Raw genomic sequence first — 16,877 nt, 5'->3', positions numbered from 1 at the left:
TCGGCCGCTCGGCGTGCTTCACTGGACGGTGCCCCTTTGGGTGCGTTCTGGCCGTTCGAACCGGAAGAGTGGATTGAGATGCTCCGCTACACGCTGATGCGCCTCGGAATCTTCGTGGGCTGCCTCGTGGTCGTCTGGGGCGCTGTCTACTCCGGCATCGCCCCGCGCGGGCTCGGCAACAGCAACGGGCTGTGGATCGTGGCCCTCGCCCTGCTCATCTCCGCGCCGATCAGCCTGGTCGCGCTGCGCAAGGAGCGGGACCGGGCGTCGGTCCAGGTCGCGCAGCGGGTCGACCGGATGAAGGCCAACCTGGACGCCAACCGCAACCAGGAGGACGTCGCCGACGACACCGCCCGGGCCCAGGGGCAGACCTCGTAAGGTCCCTCACGCGCGTTCCGGCGCCCCGTTTCCGTACATGCTCGGAAACGGGGCGCTTTGCGTTGTATGGGTGTGTGTGCGTCGTCACCTATCAAAGCCAGGCTTTGGGGTCCCCAAAGCTCAGGTGTTAAGGTCGTGGTATGAAGTCAGCAGTCGCGCCCCTTTCGCCCCTGAGCGTTTCGCTCGTGGCGCGGCTGCACGTGGATCTCTGTCGGTGCGCGTCCGCTTTCTGTCGTCCCTGACGTAACGCAACCCCCCGCCGTATCCCACGTCAGCTCCCCTACGCGTCCCCCCAACGGAGTCAGTCCGTGTCCTCACACACGAAGTCCTTCAAGGTGCCCTTCTGGGCCCAGATACTCGCCGGTCTCCTCCTGGGTGTGCTGCTCGGCTGGCTCGCCCGCGACCAGGATCTGTCCTGGCTGGTCACGACCCTGGAGAAGGTCGGTGACACCTTCATCGGGCTGCTGAAGCTCGCGGTCGCCCCGCTCGTCTTCTTCGCGATCCTGGTCTCGATCACCAACCTGCGGAAGGTCAACAACGCGGCCCGCCTGGCCTCGCGCACCCTCCTGTGGTTCATGGTCACGTCGCTGATCGCGGTGAGCATCGGCCTGATCATCGGCCTGGTCACCAACCCGGGCTCCGGTACCGGACTCACGCCCAAGGACGGCGCGAAGCCCGAGAGCACCGGTTCCTGGATCGACTTCCTGACCGGCATCGTCCCGACCGACGTCATCACGCCGTTCACCGAGCTGAACGTGCTGCAGATCGTCTTCATGGCCGCCGTCGCCGGTATCGCCGCCCTCCAGCTCGGCGAGAAGGCCCAGCCCATCCTCACCCTGAGCGAGTCCGTCCTCAGCCTGCTCCAGAAGGCGCTGTGGTGGGTCATCCGGCTCGCCCCGCTCGGCACGATCGGCCTCATCGGTCACGCCATCGCCACCTACGGCTGGGACCTGATCGGCAAGTACGCGACGTTCACCGCCGACATCTACGTCGGCTGCCTCATCGTGATGTTCGGCGTCTACCCGACGCTGCTCGCGACCGTCGCCAAGGTCAACCCGATCCAGTTCTTCAAGGGTGCCTGGCCCGCGATCCAGCTGGCCTTCGTCTCCCGCTCCTCCGTCGGCACCATGCCGCTGACGCAGAAGGTCACCGAGCGGCTCGGCGTGCCGAAGGAGTACGCCTCCTTCGCGGTGCCGTTCGGCGCGACGACCAAGATGGACGGCTGCGCCGCGATCTACCCGGCGATCGCCGCGATCTTCGTCGCCCAGATCTTCGACATCCAGCTGGGCGTCGGCGACTACCTGCTGATCGCGTTCGTCTCGGTGGTCGGCTCCGCCGCCACGGCCGGTCTGACCGGCGCGACGGTCATGCTGACCCTCACCCTGTCCACCCTCGGCCTGCCGATGGAGGGCGTGGGCCTGCTCCTCGCGATCGACCCGATCCTGGACATGATCCGCACCGCGACCAACGTCGCCGGGCAGGCGCTGATCCCGGTGCTGGTCTCGGCCCGGGAGAACCTGCTCGACCGCGACGCGTACGCCACGGCCGACGGCTCCTCCCTGGACGAGCCGCTCGACGAGCCGCGCGACAAGGCCGAGCCGGTCCCCACGGCCGCCTGACGGCCGACGGCACAGACGCGTCGAAGGGCCCCCTGGGCGGTCCTCCTCCGGTTTCCCGGGCGAGGGCCGACCAGGGGGCCCGTACGCTAAGCGGTATGGGTGCCGTGAAGACCAAGCGGATGCCGCGTGCGGTCCGTGAACAGCAGATGCTGGACGCCGCCGTGCAGACCTTCGGCCAACGGGGCTACATGGCCGCGTCGATGGACGAGATAGCCGAACTCGCCGGCGTGTCCAAGCCGTTGGTCTACCTCTACCTCAACTCGAAGGAAGACCTCTTCACCGCCTGCATCCGCCGGGAGGCCAAGGCCCTCGTCGAGGCGGTACGGGCCGGGGTCCGTCGTGACCTGCCCGCCGACCGGCAACTGTGGGAAGGCCTCGGTGCCTTCTTCACGCACACCGGCGAGAACCCGGACGCGTGGTCGGTCCTGCACCTCCAGGCCCGTACGCACGGCGAGCCGTTCGCCGCCGAGGTCACCGCGATGCGCGAGGAGATCGTCGCCTTCGTGACCCAGTTGATCCTCGCCGGTGCCCGGGAGGCCCACCGGGACCCCGACCTTCCGGAGCGTGAGGTCGCCGGGCTCGCCGAGGCCCTGGTCGGCGCAGCCGAGTCGCTCGCCGCCTGGGCCAACGCCACCCCGGGCGTCACGGCCCGCCAGGCCGCGGCCACCCTGATGAACTTCGCCTGGGCGGGGCTCGGCGACCTCATGGCCGGGCGGCCCTGGGCACCTCCGGAGGAGCCGCCGGGCCCTCACGCCGGGTAGACGTCCCCCGTCACATGGATCCGGTCCTCCGGGCCACGCAGTTCGAAGCGGCCGTCCCGCGCCGCGTACGTCACCGTTCCGGGCAGCAGGACCGGTGCCCTGAACTCCGCGCGCAGATGGCAGCACTCCGGGACGCCGTGCGCGGCGAGACAGCGGGCCACGGTCCACATGCCGTGGGCGATGGCCCGGGGAAAGCCGAACAGCCGGGCGGTGAGCGGGTGCAGGTGGATCGGGTTGCGGTCCCCGGAGGCGGCCCCGTAGCGGCGCCCGACATCCCCGGCGAGCCGCCACTCGGCGAGCGCGGGCAGCGGCTTGCGCGCCTCCGGCTCCCGGGGAGCCGCGGTCAGCCGGTGGGTGCGGTGCCGGGCCAGGTACGTGCTCCTCGACTCCCATACGACGTCCCCGCCGCCGCGCACCTCGGTGACGACCGTGGCTTCCGTGCCGCGCCGGTGGGGGACCAACCCCTCGATGTGCACGGAGAGTTCGTACGAGCCGCCAGCCGGCATCCGTGCGTGCCGGGTGACGGTGATCGACGTGTGGACGAGGCCGAGCAGCGGCAGCGGGAAGCCCCGGCCGCTCATCAGCCGCATGGCCAGGGGGAAGCCGAGCACGTGCGGGTACGTCACCGGCAGCGCGTCCTCCCCGGTCGGGAACCCGCAGACCCGCTCGTACGCCGCGAGCCGCGTGAAGTCGACGCGCAGGCCCGGCAGGACGAGCCGGGTACGGGGGAAGTCCGCGTCGGGACTGGGGCGTTTGAAGGCGGACAGCAGGGCGCCGCGGGCGAGGAGCGGTGCGAGGGAGGGGGACTGGGCGAGGGCGAGATCGCTCGGGCCGGCCATCATGCCCCCAGCAGGCTCTGGCCGCAGACGCGGACGACCTGGCCGTTGACCGCGCCCGAGGCCGGGTGGGCCAGCCAGGCGGTGGTCTCGGCGACATCGACCGGAAGGCCGCCCTGGGCGAGGGAGTTCATCCGGCGGCCCGCCTCGCGGATGAACAGCGGGACGGCGGCCGTCATCTTCGTCTCGATGAAGCCGGGCGCGACCGCGTTGACCGTCACGCCGTGCTCCGCGAGCGCGCGCGGCGCGAGGGAGCGGACCATGCCGACGACGCCCGCCTTGCCGGCCCCGTAGTTGGTCTGGCCGGCGTTGCCGGCGATCCCCGCGATCGAGGCGGTGGCGACGATCCGGCCGCCGCGCTTCAGCGTGCCGTCCTTCAGCAGCGCGTCCGTGGTGCGCAGCACGGACGCCAGGTTCACTTCGAGGACGGAGATCCAGCGTTCGGAGGGCATGTTCACCAGGCGCCGGTCGCGGGTGATGCCCGCGTTGTGGATCAGCAGATCCAGGCCGTCGGGCAGGGCCTCGGCGATCCGCGCACCCGCGTCCGCGGCCGTCATGTCGAGCAGCAGCGCGGTGCCGCCGAGCCGGTCGGCGACGCGCCGGGCGTCCTGCTCGGCCTGCGGCACATCGAGCACCACGACCCGGGCACCGTCCCGGGCGAGGGTCTCGGCGACCGCTTCGCCGATCCCCCGGGCGGCACCGGTGACGAGTGCGGTGCGGCCGGTCAGGGGGCGGTCCCAGTCGGGAGGGGTCGTCTCCTGGGGTGCTCCCACCTCGATCACCTGCCCGCTGACGTACGCCGACTTCGGCGACAGCAGGAAGCGGAGCGTGGACTCCGCGGCGGCGGCGTCCGTGAGCCGGACCAGGTTCGCCGTCCTGCCCCGGCCGATCTCCTTGCCGAGGGAGCGCGTGAAACCCTCCAGGGCCTGCTGGGCCGCGGCCTGGTGGTGGTCGGCGGGGTCGAGCGGCGCGCCGAGCACCACCACGCGCCCGCTCGTTGCGACCGACCGCACGACGGGATGCAGGGCGGCATGCACCTCCGCCAGGCCCTCGACGTCCCGCACCCCGGTCGCGTCCAGGACGACGGCGGCCGCGCGGCCGGAGCCGGCCGGGCCGTTCCCCGTACGGGTCAGGACCGGAGCCAGGCCGAGGGCCGACCGGCCGACGGTGAGGTGCAGCAGGCCGCCGTCCAGGGCGGGCCGCTCGGGGGACCAGCGGGTCAGCGCCGCGGGCTGCGGCAGTCCCAGCCGGCGGGTGACGAAGCGGCCGGGCGCGGTACCGGTAAAGCGCAGATAGCGGTCGGCCATGACAACTCCCAGTTCCCGACGACGGCTCAGTGAAGCCCCACTCATGCTTACTCTGGAGTAAGGTTACCGGAGGTAAGGCTACGTCACGGACGAGGAGCAGGTCGAGATGAGCCCCCAGCAGCTGTCGCCGTCGGTGCGGCGCGTGGCGATCGTCGGCGGAGCGCGCATTCCCTTCGCCCGCTCCGACGGCCCCTACGCCACCGCCTCCAACCAGCAGATGCTCACCGCCGCCCTCGACGGCCTCGTCGAGCGCTACGGCCTCCAGCAGCCGGGCGCGGTCGGCGAGTTCGTCGCCGGGGCCGTGCTCAAGCACAGCCGCGACTTCAACCTCGCCCGCGAGACCGTCCTCGGCTCGGCACTCGACCCGCGCACTCCCGCCTACGACATCCAGCAGGCCTGCGGCACCGGACTCCAGGCCGTCGTCGCCGCCGCCAACAAGATCGCCCTCGGCCAGACGGAGTCGGCCGTCGCGGGCGGCGCCGACACCGCCAGCGACGCGCCCCTCGGCGTCAACGACTCCCTGCGCCGCATCCTGCTGGAGGCCCGCCGGGCGAAGTCGCCCGGCGCCCGCCTGAAGGCCCTGGCGAAGGTGCGCCCCGGCCACCTCGTCCCCGACATCCCGCGCAACGCCGAGGCGCGCACCGGCCTGTCGATGGGGGAACACGCCGCCGTCACCGCCCGCGAGTGGGGCATCGCCCGCGAGGCGCAGGACGAACTCGCGGCCACCAGTCACCAGCGGCTGGCGGCGGCCTACGAACGCGGCTTCTTCCAGGACCTGGTCGTCCCCTTCCGCGGCCTGGCCCGCGACCAGAACCTGCGCCCCGGCTCGACGGTGGAGAAACTCGCCTCCCTGAAGCCGGTGTTCGGGCTCGACCACCCCGACCCGACCATGACGGCCGGGAACTCCACCCCGCTGACCGACGGCGCGGCCACCGTCCTGCTGGCGAGCGAGGAGTGGGCCCGCGAGCGCGGCCTGGAGCCGCTGGCGTACCTCACCGCCTACGAGACGGCGGCCGTCGACTTCGTGGGCGGCCATGTGGCCGGCGGTGAGGACGGCCTGCTCATGGCGCCCGCCTACGCCGTCCCGCGCATGCTGGAGCGGGCCGGGCTGGGCCTGGACGACTTCGACCTCGTCGAGATCCACGAGGCGTTCGCCTCCCAGGTGCTGGCGACGCTCGCCGCCTGGGAGAAGCGGGGCCTGGGCACGGTGGACCGCGCCCGGCTGAACGTCGCCGGCTCGTCCCTCGCCACCGGTCATCCCTTCGCCGCCACCGGCGCCCGGATCGTCGCCACCCTGGCCAAGCTCCTCACCGAACGGGACGCCCCCGCCCGAGGCTTGATCTCCGTCTGCGCGGCGGGCGGGCAGGGGGTGACGGCGATCCTGGAGCGCGCCTGAAGGCAAGGGATGTGCAGAACCTGAGGAACCCTCACGTAACCCCCGAGATTGCACAGGTCTGGCTCCGGACCATCCCCGAATTCGCACAAACCCGCCACGTGAGCGCCGTACGATCCCGTTCCTACCGTCAGTAACCCCTTTCTGGGGGTTCAGCCGGTTGAGCGCCTCGGCGTGCGAGGCACGTACGTCATGCAGCAAGCAGTCCTTCGCTGCACGCCCCAGGAGCCGCCCGTGTCCACTGCGTATCCCTCCTCCGCCTACGGCGACGTGTACGGAGGGCCGGTCCTGGTCGAGCCCGAGGTGCGGCGGATGGACGGGGCGGTACGGGAAGCCTCCGTACCGCCGCTGGCCCCGCCGTGGACGCACGGGTCGCTCGCCGACCTGCCCTTCGACAACGCGACCGCGCATCCGGATTCCGTGGCGCTCAGCCGCAAGGACGCCGACGGGCTCTGGAGCGACGTCACGGCGGCACAGTTCGCCGACCAGGTGAGGGCCGTGGCGAAGGGCCTGATCGCCGAGGGCCTGATGCCGGGCGACCGGATCGCCGTCATGGCCCGCACCATCTACGAGTGGACCGTCCTGGACTTCGCCGCCTGGGCGGCCGGACTGGTCACCGTCCCCGTCTACCCCACCTCCTCCGTCTTCCAGGCCCGCTGGATCCTCCAGGACTCCGGCGCGGTCGCCCTGGTCACCGAGACCGCCGCGCAGGCCGCCGCCCTCGGCCCGGAGCGGGAGCGGCTGCCCGACCTCCAGCACCTGTGGATCGTCGAGAAGGGCCACGTGGACCGACTCGCCGAAGCCGGGGCGCACCTGCCCGACCAGGAGGTCGAGGTGCGGCGCGGCATGCTCGGCCCCGACACCCTCGCCACCCTCGTCTACACCTCCGGCACCACGGGCCGCCCCAAGGGCTGCGCGCTCACCCACGGCAACTTCTTCGCCGAGGTCGACAACGCCATCGAGCTGCTCTACCCCGTCTTCCGGGCGAAGACCAGCGAAGAGGCCTCGGTCCTGCTGTTCCTGCCGATGTCCCACGTCTTCGGCCGCATGGTCGCGATCGCCTGCGTCCGGGCCCGCGTCCGGCTGGGCCACGCGCCCAGCATCAAGGCCGAGCACCTGCTGCCGGACCTGGCCAGCTTCCGGCCGACCTGCCTGCTGGCCATCCCGTACATGCTGGAGAAGGTCTTCAACTCGGCCCGCGCCAAGGCCGAGTCGGGCGGCCGGGCCTCGTCGTTCGACCGCGCGGTGTCGGTGGCGCAGCGCTACGGAGAGGCCCTGGAGGCCCAGCAGACGGGCACCGGCCCCGGCCCCTCCCGCGCCCTCAAGACCGCTCGGGCCTTCTACGACCCCCTGGTCTACCGCCGGATCCGCAACGCCATGGGCGGCAGAGTCCGCTACGCCATCTGCGGCGGCTCGCCCCTAGGCCGCCGCCTCGCCGCGTTCTACGCCGGTGCCGGCATCGAGATCTTCGAGGGCTACGGCCTGACGGAGACCACCGGAGCGAGCACCGTCACCCCGCCCCTGAAACCCCGGCTGGGCACCGTCGGCTGGCCGCTGCCCGGCACCCGCGTGCGTATCGCCGCCGACGGGGAGATCCTCGTCGGCGGCGACCACGTGCTGCGCGGCTACTGGGACCCGCAGGCCGGCGGCGTCGTACCCGCCGCCCCGGACGGCTGGCTCGCCACCGGCGACATCGGCGAACTGGACGACGAGGGCTACCTGACGATCACCGGCCGCAAGAAGGAACTCCTGATCACCGCGGGCGGCAAGTCCGTCGCCCCGGCCCCCCTGGAGAACTGGCTGCGCGCACACCCGCTGATCTCCCAGTGCCTCGTCCTGGGCGACGGCCGCCCGTTCGTCTCCGCGCTGATCACCCTCGACCCGGCCGGCATCACCCACTGGCGCCAGATGAACGGCAAGCACCCCGTCCCGCCCACGCTCCTCGTCGACGACGAGGAGCTGCGCGCCGTCCTCCAACGCGCCGTCGATGACGCCAACAAGCTGGTCTCCCGCCCGGAGTCGATCCGCCGCTTCGTCGTCCTTCCCGAGGACTTCACGGAGGAGGCGGGCCATCTGACCCCGTCGATGAAGCTCCGCCGGGAGGCCGTGCTGCGCGCGTTCGCCGCGGAAGTAGAGGGTCTGTACACGCAGTGAGGCACCTTTGCGATCTCTTCACACGTGGTTCTTGACGACGCACGGCGTCTGCCCGTTGGCTTTCGACCACCTCGTCACGATGCTCCCCCCATCGGAAGGCACCACCAGTGATAGCGCGCAACACCCGTCAGGCCGCCGTGCGGCACATCTCCGTGGCCCTGGCGGTCTCCGTATCGGCCCTGTCCCTCGCCGCCTGCGGTGGCGGCGGGAGTGACGAGACCGCCGCGAAGAAGGGCAACGACATCACGGTGGGCCTGCTGCTGCCCGACCGGGACACGGCGCGCTTCGAGAAGTTCGACTTCCCGCTGATCAAGCAGGAGGTCGCGTCCCTCACGGAGAACAAGGGCAAGGTCCGCTACGCCAACGCCGATGCCAGCGTCACCAGACAGAGCGAGCAGTTCCAGAAGATGATCGCCGACAAGGTCGACGTCATCCTCGTCGACGCACTGAACTCCAAGACCATCGCCACGGACGTGCAGAAGGCCAAGGACGCCGGCATCCCGGTCATCGCCTACGACCGGCTCGCCGAGGGCCCGATCGACGCCTACGTCTCCCACGACAACGAGCTCGTCGGCCAGGTCCAGGGCCGCGCCATCGTCGGGGAACTCGGCGACAAGGCCGCGAAGAGCAAGGTCGTCATGATGAACGGCGACCCCGGCGACCCGAACACGGCACGGTTCAAGGACGGCGCGCTCGGCGAACTCCAGGGTCAGGTCGACATCGTCGAGCAGTACGACACCAAGGAGTGGAAGCCCGCGATCGCCAAGGCGAACATGAAGAAGGCGATCCAGGCCGTCGGGCTGAACAACATCGCCGCCGTCTACTCGGCCAACGACGGCATGGCGGGCGCCGTCATCGAGGCGCTGGAGGACGCCGGTGCCACCAAGATGCCGCCGGTGACCGGGCAGGACGCCAACCTCGACGCGGTACAGCGGGTCGTCTCCGGGCAGCAGTACATGACGGTGTACAAGTCCTTCCTGCTGGAGGCGACGAACGCCGCGAAGATCGCGGTGGCCAAGGTCCAGGGCCGTGAGATCGAGTTCGCCGCGCTGACCCGGGAGACGGTCGACAGCCCGACGGCGAAGAACATCCCGGCGATGCTGGTGCCGGTGGTCGCCCTCACCAAGGACAACATCAAGGAGACGGTGATCACCGACGGTGTGTACACCGTCAAGGACATCTGCACCTCCGAGTACAGGGCGGACTGCGCGGCGATCGGCCTCGACTAGCGGACGCGCGGTGGGGGCCGCACGGGTCTTGACTTCGCAAGACCCCCGCGCGACATTCCCCACCCCTTTCGCGTTCTCGCAGGGCTGGAGCGGCCATGACCACACGCACGGACACCGCGGAGACTGCCGGAGCCCCGTCCCGAAGACGACTGCTGGCCGGGGCCGCCGGGGCCGGGCTGGCGGTCGCCACGGGAGTACAACAGGGCGCCCGGGCGGCCGACTTACCCCCGCTCGGCACGTACGACGTCGTCGTCATCGGCTCCGGCGCCGCCGGCATGACCGCCGCGCTGACGGCCGCGCGCCAGGGCCTGAGCTGCGTCGTCGTGGAGAAGGCACCGACCTTCGGCGGCTCGGCCGCCCGCTCCGGTGCCGGGATCTGGATCCCGAACAACCCGGTGATCCTCGCGGCCGGGGTCCCGGACACCCCCGCGAAGGCCGCCGCCTACCTCGCCGCCGTCGTCGGCCCGGACGTCCCCGCCGACCGGCAGCGGGCCTTCCTCACCCACGGCCCGGCGACGATCTCCTTCGTGATGGCGAACAGCCCGCTCCGGTTCCGCTGGATGGAGGGCTACAGCGACTACTACCCCGAGCTGCCCGGCGGCCTGCCGAACGGCCGCTCCATCGAGCCGGACCAGCTCGACGGCAACCTCCTCGGCGCCGAGCTGGCGCACCTGAACCCGCCGTACATGGACGTCCCCGCCGGCATGGTGGTCTTCAGCGCCGACTACAAGTGGGTCGCCCTGGCCGCCGTGAACGCCCGGGGCGCCGCCGTCGCCGCCCAGTGTCTCGCCCGAGGCGCGAAGGCGGCGACGCTCGGCCAGAAGCCCCTGACCATGGGCCAGGCGCTGGCGGCGGGTCTGCGGGCGGGGCTGCGATCGGCGGGGGTCCCGGTATGGCTGAACACGCCTCTGACGGACCTCCACGTCGAGAACGGCACGGTGACGGGAGCCGTCGTCACCCGCGACGGCGCGCCCGGCCTGGTCCGCGCCCGGCGGGGCGTGATCGTCGGCTCGGGCGGCTTCGAGCACAACGCGGCGATGCGGAACCGCTACCAGCGGCAGCCCATCGGCACGGAGTGGACCGTCGGGGCGAAGGAGAACACCGGCGACGGCATCCGGGCGGGGGAGCGGCTGGGCGCGGCGCTCGACCTGATGGAGGACGCCTGGTGGGGCCCGGCGATCCCCCTCCCCGGCCGGCCCTACTTCTGCCTGGCCGAACGCACCCTGCCCGGCGGGCTGCTGGTGAACGGCTCGGGCCGGCGCTTCGTCAACGAGGCCGCGCCCTACAGCGACGTCGTGCACACCATGTACGACGTCCACGCCACCGACCCGGCCATCCCGTGCTGGCTCGTCGTCGACCAGAACTACCGCAACCGGTACCTCTTCAAGGACGTCCTGCCGACGCTGCCCTTCCCCGACGCCTGGTACGACTCCGGGGCCGCGCACAAGGAGTGGACCCTGGACGCGCTGGCGGCCTCGATCGGCGTCCCCGCGGCGGCCCTGCGCACCAGCGTGAACCGCTTCAACGCCCAGGCGCTGCAGGGTGAGGACCCCGACTTCCACCGGGGCGACAGCGCCTACGACCACTACTACACGGACCCGTCGGTCCTCCCCGACTCCTGTCTGGCCCCCCTCTGGCTCCCGCCGTACCACGCCTTCCGCATCGTCCCCGGCGACCTCGGCACGAAGGGCGGCCTCCGCACGGACGCCCGGGCCCGGGTGCTGCGGGAGGACGGCTCGGTGATCCCGGGGCTGTACGCGGCGGGAAACGCCAGCGCGGCCGTGATGGGCCACAGCTATGCGGGGGCGGGGTCGACGATCGGTCCGGCGATGACGTTCGGGTACATCGCGGCGAGGGACATCGCGCGGGTCCTCTAGGGGCCGGGCCGCCGGGGGCGTGTGGCCGGCGGCGGGTCCGCTCTGGGGAGCGTGCACCCCGCTGCGGGGGCCGCTCGGGCATCGCACGTGGGGCTGGGCGATGCCCGAGCGGCCGCTCACGACGGGTCGCGGCGGGTGAGGCTACGCCCTTGGTTCGGGCCGGGCCGGGTCCTTCCGGGGCTCCGGACCCGGCCCGGGACACCGGGGACGCCGTCGGGACCGTCACCGGCCCGCGACGAGCTCCCGGGGCCGGGGTGCCCGCCGTCGGCTGCCGCGAGCGCTCAAGCGGGGGCGCCCAGGGGTGTGGCGCGGCCGGGATGGTGTCCGGGTGGCCGCTTCGGTCGGCTTGTGGGGCATGAGGGCGTGGGTGCGGCCGGGGCGGTGTCTAGGGGGCCGTCTCGGTCGGCTTGCGGGCCACGAGGCTCGCCTGGGCGACCGGCTCGCCGCTCGCCTCGTCCGGCTCGCGCACCGTCCGGGCGCGAAGGGTGAAACCGGCGGCTTCCAGCAGGGCCGAGAGGTGCTCCGGCCGGCGGCGGCGGAAGGTCAGGGCCACCGGGTGGCCGAAGGCCTCCTCGTAACGGCGGGGCTCGTCACCGCACTGGAACCCGAGGAGGAGGTGGCCGCCGGGCCGCAGGACGCGGTGGAAACCGGCGAAGAGGGCGGGCAGGTGCTCCTCGGGGGTGTGGATGATCGAGTACCAGGACACGACACCGTCGAGGGAGCCGTCCGGCAGGTCCAGCTCCAGCATCGAACCCTGCACGAACCGCAGGCCGGGGTTCTCACGGCGGGCGATCGCGAGCATCGACTCCGACAGGTCCAGCCCGAACACCGACAGCCCCCGGGACGCCAGGTACGCCGTCACCCGCCCGGGCCCGCACCCCAGGTCGGCGACCTCGCCCCCCGCACCCACCAGCTCCGCGAAACCGTGGAGCACGCCCCGGTCCAGGGGCGTCCCCGGACCCAGATCCTGGAAGTGGGTGGCGTAATCCTCGGCCAGGGTGTCGTAGAAAACGCGGGTCTCGGTCACGAAGTCAGCGGCGTCGGTCATGGCCGGAGACCCTAGCGCGAGCCCTCGTCTCCCCGGTCCTTTTCCGGCTCCCCGTCCCCCTGGCCCCCCTGTGCCCGCGCGGCGCCGACGCCCGCGCCCGCGCCGATCGCCGTGCCGAAACCGAGGCCCAGGGCCAGGCCCAGGGCGAGGTTGTCGAAGACGGTCATGCCGAGCACCAGGCCTATCGCGGTGCCGAGGGACAGGCCGACCGACAGGCCCGTGGCCAGGGACTTGTCGGCGGGAGCGCCGCCGGCCTCCCCACTGTTCTCCGACTCTTTCCGCATGCGCCCATCGTCCCATGGCCGGAATTCGCCGGGAATTCACCGGACGGAAGGACCCGGAAAGGGCAGGAGCCCCGTCGCCTGGCGGCGCGGGGCTCCTTGGGTACTACAAATCAGACCGGCGTGACGTTCTCAGCCTGCGGGCCCTTCGGACCCTGCGTGACGTCGAAAGACACCTGCTGGTTCTCCTCGAGGGACCGGAAGCCGGTCGCATTGATCGCGGAGTAGTGGACGAAGACGTCGGGGCCGCCGCCCTCCTGGGCGATGAAACCAAAGCCCTTTTCGGCGTTGAACCACTTAACGGTTCCGGTAGCCATAAGCCCTCCTTGGGCCCAAAAGGGTTGCCCTGCTCCAGAACCAGCAAGTGTGAAGATGAATTCCGCACAAGTGCATATGTCTGAGAATGACGAGAGCCCGCGGTCACATGCTCCGCAGGCTCTGTACTGCAAGGGAAACCAAACTGCAACTTGCGACGAGCCTAGCACGCAGGCCGTGGAATGCAATAGGGGTCAAGATCACGTCACCCGAATGTTTGAACATCCCTCCGCCGACTGGCGGTGAGGGCGCCCACGACGGTCCGCACCCCGACGGCGGGGCCGCGCGCCGGTCCGTACGCCGTGAGGGCTAGCCTCACGATGTGGACAATCCTCGCACCCGGCCGCGTGTCGGCCACATCCAGTTCCTGAACTGCCTGCCCCTGTACTGGGGGCTCGCGAGAACGGGCACGCTCCTCGACTTCGAGCTCTCCAAGGACACCCCGGAGAAGCTCAGCGAGAAGCTGGTGCAGGGCGAACTCGACATCGGTCCGATCACCCTCGTCGAGTTCCTCCGGCACGCCGACGACCTCGTCGCCTTCCCTGACATCGCCGTCGGCTGCGACGGCCCGGTGATGTCCTGCGTGATCGTCTCGCAGGTCCCGCTCGACCGGCTGGACGGCGCCCGCGTCGCCCTCGGGTCGACCTCCCGCACCTCCGTCCGCCTCGCCCAGCTGCTCCTCGCCGAGCGCTACGGCGTACAGCCGGACTACTACACCTGCCCGCCCGACCTCAGTCTGATGATGCAGGAGGCCGACGCCGCCGTCCTCATCGGCGACGCGGCGCTGCGCGCGAACATGCTCGACGGGCCGCGCTTCGGCCTGGACGTGCACGACCTGGGCGCGCTGTGGAAGGAGTGGACGGGCCTGCCGTTCGTCTTCGCGGTCTGGGCGGCCCGCCGCGACTACCTGGAGCGCGAGCCGGTCATCACCCGCCGGGTGCACGAGGCCTTCCTCGACTCCCGCAACCTCTCCCTGGAGGAGGTCGGCAAGGTCGCCGAGCAGGCCGCCCGCTGGGAGGCCTTCGACGAGGAGACCCTCGCCCGCTACTTCACGACCCTCGACTTCCGCTTCGGCGGCCCGCAGCTCGCGGCCGTCGCCGAGTTCGCACGCCGGGTCGGCCCGACGACCGGCTTCCCGGCGGACGTGAAGGTGGACCTGCTCCAGCCGTGAGCCGGGCGGTGCTCCCGCACTACTCTGCTGGGGAGTGCAGGCGCACCGGGACCGGAGCCGTCCCCGCCTGCCCACGGGGGAGGGGTGACGCCCATGCGGCCGCTCGACGTCGACGAACCCACCGTCGTGGGGCCCTACCGGCTGCTCGGCCGGCTGGGCTCCGGCGGCATGGGCCGGGTCTACCTGGGCCGCAGCGCCGGTGGCCGTACGGTCGCCGTGAAGATCGTGCACCCGCACTTCGCGCTGGACGAGGAGTTCCGGGCGCGTTTCCGGCGGGAGGTCGACGCCGCGCGCCGGGTGGGCGGTGCCTGGACGGCGCCCGTCCATCCGGGCGCGTTTCCGGCGGGAGGTCGACGCCGCGCGCCGGGTGGGCGGTGCCTGGACGGCGCCCGTCCTGGACGCCGACCCGGGGGCGCGGGTGCCGTGGGTGGCGACGGCCTACGCCGCCGGTCCGTCCCTGTCGGCCGCGGTCACCGACGGCGAACCCCTGCCGGCCCACACCGTACGGGCCCTGGGCGCGGGACTCGCCGAGGCGCTGGTGGCGGTGCACGAGCTGGGCCTGGTGCACCGGGACGTGAAGCCGTCGAACGTCCTGCTGACCCTCGACGGCCCCCTGCTGATCGACTTCGGGATCGCCCGGGCCACGGACGGCACGGCGTCCCTCACCTCCACCGGCGTGTCCATCGGCTCGCCCGGCTACATGTCGCCCGAGCAGATCCTGGGCCGGGGCGTCACGGGCGCGGCCGACGTCTTCTCCCTGGGTGCGGTCCTCGCCTACGCGGCGACCGGCCGGCCGCCCTTCCCCGGGGACTCCTCCGCCGCCCTGCTCTACAAGGTCGTCCACGAGGAGCCGGAACTGGGCCCGCTGGACGGGGAGTTGCGGAGCCTGACGGCGGCGTGCCTCGCGAAGGACCCGGGCGCGCGGCCCACCCCCGCGCAAGTGGCCCGCCGGCTGGCCCCCGAGGGCGCGGCCCGGCTGGTGGCGGGCGGGTGGCTGCCGGGGGCCCTGGTGGAGCAGGTGAGCCGCAGTGCCGTGCAGCTGCTGAACCTGGAGGCGACGGGGCCGGGGGCGGGGGCGCCTTCCGGGCCGGTCGGGTTCAGCAGCCCGTCGGTGGGGGTGCCGGAAGCGGCCGGGGGCGAGGGGCTGGGGGTGTTCGGACCGCCACCGGTGATGCCGCCGCCGGTCCTGCCCGCGACGGCCGGGGCGCCCGCGTCCCGCTACGCCGCCGTACCCGACCACGCCGCCGTACCCGAACCCCGGGACGGCGACCACGCCGCCGTACCCGAACCCCGGGACGGCGACCACCCGCAGGACACCGCGCCGACCTCCGGTCGCCGCCCCGGCAGGGTCTCCGTCTCCGTCGCGGCGACCTCCACGCCGGAGGGCGGCGGCCGGGTGCGGAGGCTGAGCTGCTCCGTGGCGCTGGCGGTCGCGGGGGCGATGGCGGCTGTGACGATCGGATCGGTGTTCGTGTTCGACCTGCTGCCGGACCGGGGCGCCCAGGACGACCCGGACTCCAGCAGCGGGTCCGACTCGCCCCCGGCGGCGACCGCGAGCTCCTCCCCTTCCGGTACGGTGCCCGCCGCGTACCTCGGCACCTGGGAGGGCCAGGGCGTCGCCCTCGACGGCAGACTGCCCCTCGGCACCTTCCGCATCACCGTCGAACAGGCCTCCGTCGGCGAGGAGTTGGGCAAGCTCCGCCAGACCGACCAGATCGGCGGCGTCTGCGTCGACGTACTCACCCTGAAGCAGGTGACGAAGAAGGAGCTCGTCGCGACGTCGGTCGGCGCCAAGACCAACCACAGCGGCTGCAACCCGGCGAAGACGACCGTCCACCTCAAGCCGGTGGGCGACGACCTCCAGTACCAGTCGGAGAGCGCGGAGTCGGGTCGTCCTCGGGCTCGGATGTCGAAGGTGGGGTAGCAGGCGTCCCGCGGCTGAGCCTGACCAGCAGGGTGATCAGCAGCGCGGCCGCCGCGAGCGTGGCGGCGAGGCCGACGGCCCACAGCCACGGGTAGTGCACGTGCACCCAGCAGGGGCCGCCCTCGCGGTAGCAGTCGTAGTCCCAGTTCCGGCGTCGCTTGGGCCTCGCGGTCGTGCTGATCACCCCGGCGACGAGGTAGCCCGCGGCCAGCCCGGGCAGCGACGCGACCGCCCAGGCCAGCGAACGCGGCTTGCTCTTCTTCCAGTTCATCCGGGTCAGCGGTGCCACCCAGGCGAGGAAGACCACCGGCACCAGAGCGCCGACGGTGGCGGCGAAGGCGTAACCGCCGCCGGGCCACGCGGGAGCGACGTCGCCCCAGAGCTCGTGGCCCCAGTACATGTCGAAGAGGACCAGCGGCATCAGCAGGACGACGAAGCCGGGGAGCACCACGCAGCCGAAGGCACAGCTCCAGTCCCGCTTCCTGGGCTGGTCGGGGGTACGGCGGCCCGGCCGGTGCTCGTACCGCAGCGCCGACCCGGCCGCCTTCCTCCGCTTCGGCTTCGCCGAACTTCCGCTCAACGCC

15 protein-coding genes and 1 pseudogene are annotated in these 16,877 nt (G+C 72.2%); 10 read left to right on the top strand and 6 right to left on the bottom strand.

Annotation, left to right across the window (positions count from 1 at the left end; translation table 11 throughout):
* The first annotated feature begins 78 nt into the window (after positions 1–78).
* The 4 genes from AB0G20_RS35285 to AB0G20_RS35270 all read left to right on the top strand — a co-directional run bounded on the left by AB0G20_RS35285 (position 79) and on the right by AB0G20_RS35270 (position 2,758).
* Positions 79–378, top strand: a complete 300-nt coding sequence (locus AB0G20_RS35285; RefSeq protein WP_361309761.1) for a DUF4229 domain-containing protein — start codon at positions 79–81, stop codon at positions 376–378.
* A 140-nt stretch (positions 379–518) separates the two neighbouring features.
* A complete protein-coding gene (locus tag AB0G20_RS35280) occupies positions 519–620 on the top strand; it encodes a putative leader peptide (RefSeq protein WP_361309758.1) in 102 nt (33 codons plus the stop codon).
* 66 nt (positions 621–686) lie between these two features.
* Positions 687–1,997 (top strand): dicarboxylate/amino acid:cation symporter, encoded by a 1,311-nt coding sequence (locus AB0G20_RS35275; RefSeq protein WP_361309756.1) that lies wholly within the window; start codon positions 687–689, stop codon positions 1,995–1,997.
* A 95-nt stretch (positions 1,998–2,092) separates the two neighbouring features.
* Positions 2,093–2,758: a TetR/AcrR family transcriptional regulator gene (locus AB0G20_RS35270; protein ID WP_361309753.1), complete on the top strand. Its 666-nt coding sequence runs from the start codon at positions 2,093–2,095 to the stop codon at positions 2,756–2,758.
* On the opposite strand, the gene AB0G20_RS35265 is transcribed toward AB0G20_RS35270, so the two are convergent.
* Together AB0G20_RS35265 and AB0G20_RS35260 are read right to left on the bottom strand one after the other, a co-directional pair.
* Positions 2,746–3,597 carry a MaoC/PaaZ C-terminal domain-containing protein gene (locus AB0G20_RS35265; RefSeq protein ID WP_361309967.1) on the bottom strand — a complete coding sequence of 284 codons (852 nt, stop codon included), beginning with the start codon at positions 3,595–3,597 and terminating at the stop codon, positions 2,746–2,748. The two genes, AB0G20_RS35270 and AB0G20_RS35265, sit on opposite strands and share 13 nt — an antisense overlap.
* Positions 3,597–4,901 (bottom strand): 3-oxoacyl-ACP reductase, encoded by a 1,305-nt coding sequence (locus tag AB0G20_RS35260; protein ID WP_361309751.1) that lies wholly within the window; start codon positions 4,899–4,901, stop codon positions 3,597–3,599. Before AB0G20_RS35260 ends, AB0G20_RS35265 begins: the two co-directional genes overlap by 1 nt.
* A gap of 106 nt (positions 4,902–5,007) precedes the next feature.
* Here AB0G20_RS35260 and AB0G20_RS35255 point away from each other — a divergent pair, with 106 nt between their 5' ends.
* The 4 genes from AB0G20_RS35255 to kstD all read left to right on the top strand — a co-directional run bounded on the left by AB0G20_RS35255 (position 5,008) and on the right by kstD (position 11,554).
* A complete protein-coding gene (locus tag AB0G20_RS35255; RefSeq protein WP_361309749.1) occupies positions 5,008–6,297 on the top strand; it encodes an acetyl-CoA C-acetyltransferase in 1,290 nt (429 codons plus the stop codon).
* A 231-nt stretch (positions 6,298–6,528) separates the two neighbouring features.
* The gene (locus AB0G20_RS35250; protein WP_361309747.1) at positions 6,529–8,448 is read left to right on the top strand and encodes an AMP-binding protein; all 1,920 of its coding nucleotides are present in this window, start codon (positions 6,529–6,531) and stop codon (positions 8,446–8,448) included.
* A 107-nt stretch (positions 8,449–8,555) separates the two neighbouring features.
* On the top strand, positions 8,556–9,677 hold the full coding sequence (locus tag AB0G20_RS35245) for a substrate-binding domain-containing protein (RefSeq protein ID WP_361309744.1): 1,122 nt from the start codon (positions 8,556–8,558) through the stop codon (positions 9,675–9,677).
* Between the two features lie 95 nt (positions 9,678–9,772).
* Entirely contained in the window at positions 9,773–11,554 is a 1,782-nt protein-coding gene (gene kstD / locus AB0G20_RS35240; RefSeq protein ID WP_361309741.1) for a 3-oxosteroid 1-dehydrogenase, read from the top strand.
* A 385-nt stretch (positions 11,555–11,939) separates the two neighbouring features.
* Here the strand turns inward: kstD and AB0G20_RS35235 are convergent, their stop codons facing one another.
* The 3 genes from AB0G20_RS35235 to AB0G20_RS35225 all read right to left on the bottom strand — a co-directional run bounded on the left by AB0G20_RS35235 (position 11,940) and on the right by AB0G20_RS35225 (position 13,200).
* A complete protein-coding gene (locus AB0G20_RS35235) occupies positions 11,940–12,602 on the bottom strand; it encodes a methyltransferase domain-containing protein (protein ID WP_361309738.1) in 663 nt (220 codons plus the stop codon).
* Between the two features lie 11 nt (positions 12,603–12,613).
* On the bottom strand, positions 12,614–12,886 hold the full coding sequence (locus AB0G20_RS35230; RefSeq protein WP_361309736.1) for a hypothetical protein: 273 nt from the start codon (positions 12,884–12,886) through the stop codon (positions 12,614–12,616).
* Between the two features lie 110 nt (positions 12,887–12,996).
* A complete protein-coding gene (locus tag AB0G20_RS35225; protein ID WP_004984723.1) occupies positions 12,997–13,200 on the bottom strand; it encodes a cold-shock protein in 204 nt (67 codons plus the stop codon).
* Positions 13,201–13,520: 320 nt separating this feature from the next.
* Here AB0G20_RS35225 and AB0G20_RS35220 point away from each other — a divergent pair, with 320 nt between their 5' ends.
* Both AB0G20_RS35220 and AB0G20_RS35215 read left to right on the top strand, forming a co-directional pair.
* On the top strand, positions 13,521–14,369 hold the full coding sequence (locus AB0G20_RS35220; RefSeq protein ID WP_361309734.1) for a menaquinone biosynthesis protein: 849 nt from the start codon (positions 13,521–13,523) through the stop codon (positions 14,367–14,369).
* Between the two features lie 93 nt (positions 14,370–14,462).
* Positions 14,463–16,293: pseudogene (locus tag AB0G20_RS35215) on the top strand (serine/threonine-protein kinase).
* Here the strand turns inward: AB0G20_RS35215 and AB0G20_RS35210 are convergent.
* Positions 16,208–16,873 (bottom strand): hypothetical protein, encoded by a 666-nt coding sequence (locus tag AB0G20_RS35210; protein ID WP_361309731.1) that lies wholly within the window; start codon positions 16,871–16,873, stop codon positions 16,208–16,210. The pseudogene AB0G20_RS35215 and the gene AB0G20_RS35210 sit on opposite strands and share 86 nt — an antisense overlap.
* Positions 16,874–16,877: the final 4 nt, after the last annotated feature.

The organism is Streptomyces sp. NPDC024017, from assembly GCF_040638895.1.
Taxonomy (GTDB): domain Bacteria; phylum Actinomycetota; class Actinomycetes; order Streptomycetales; family Streptomycetaceae; genus Streptomyces.
Note: the sequence above shows the minus strand (reverse complement) of the source record. Positions and strands in the feature narration are given on the sequence as shown.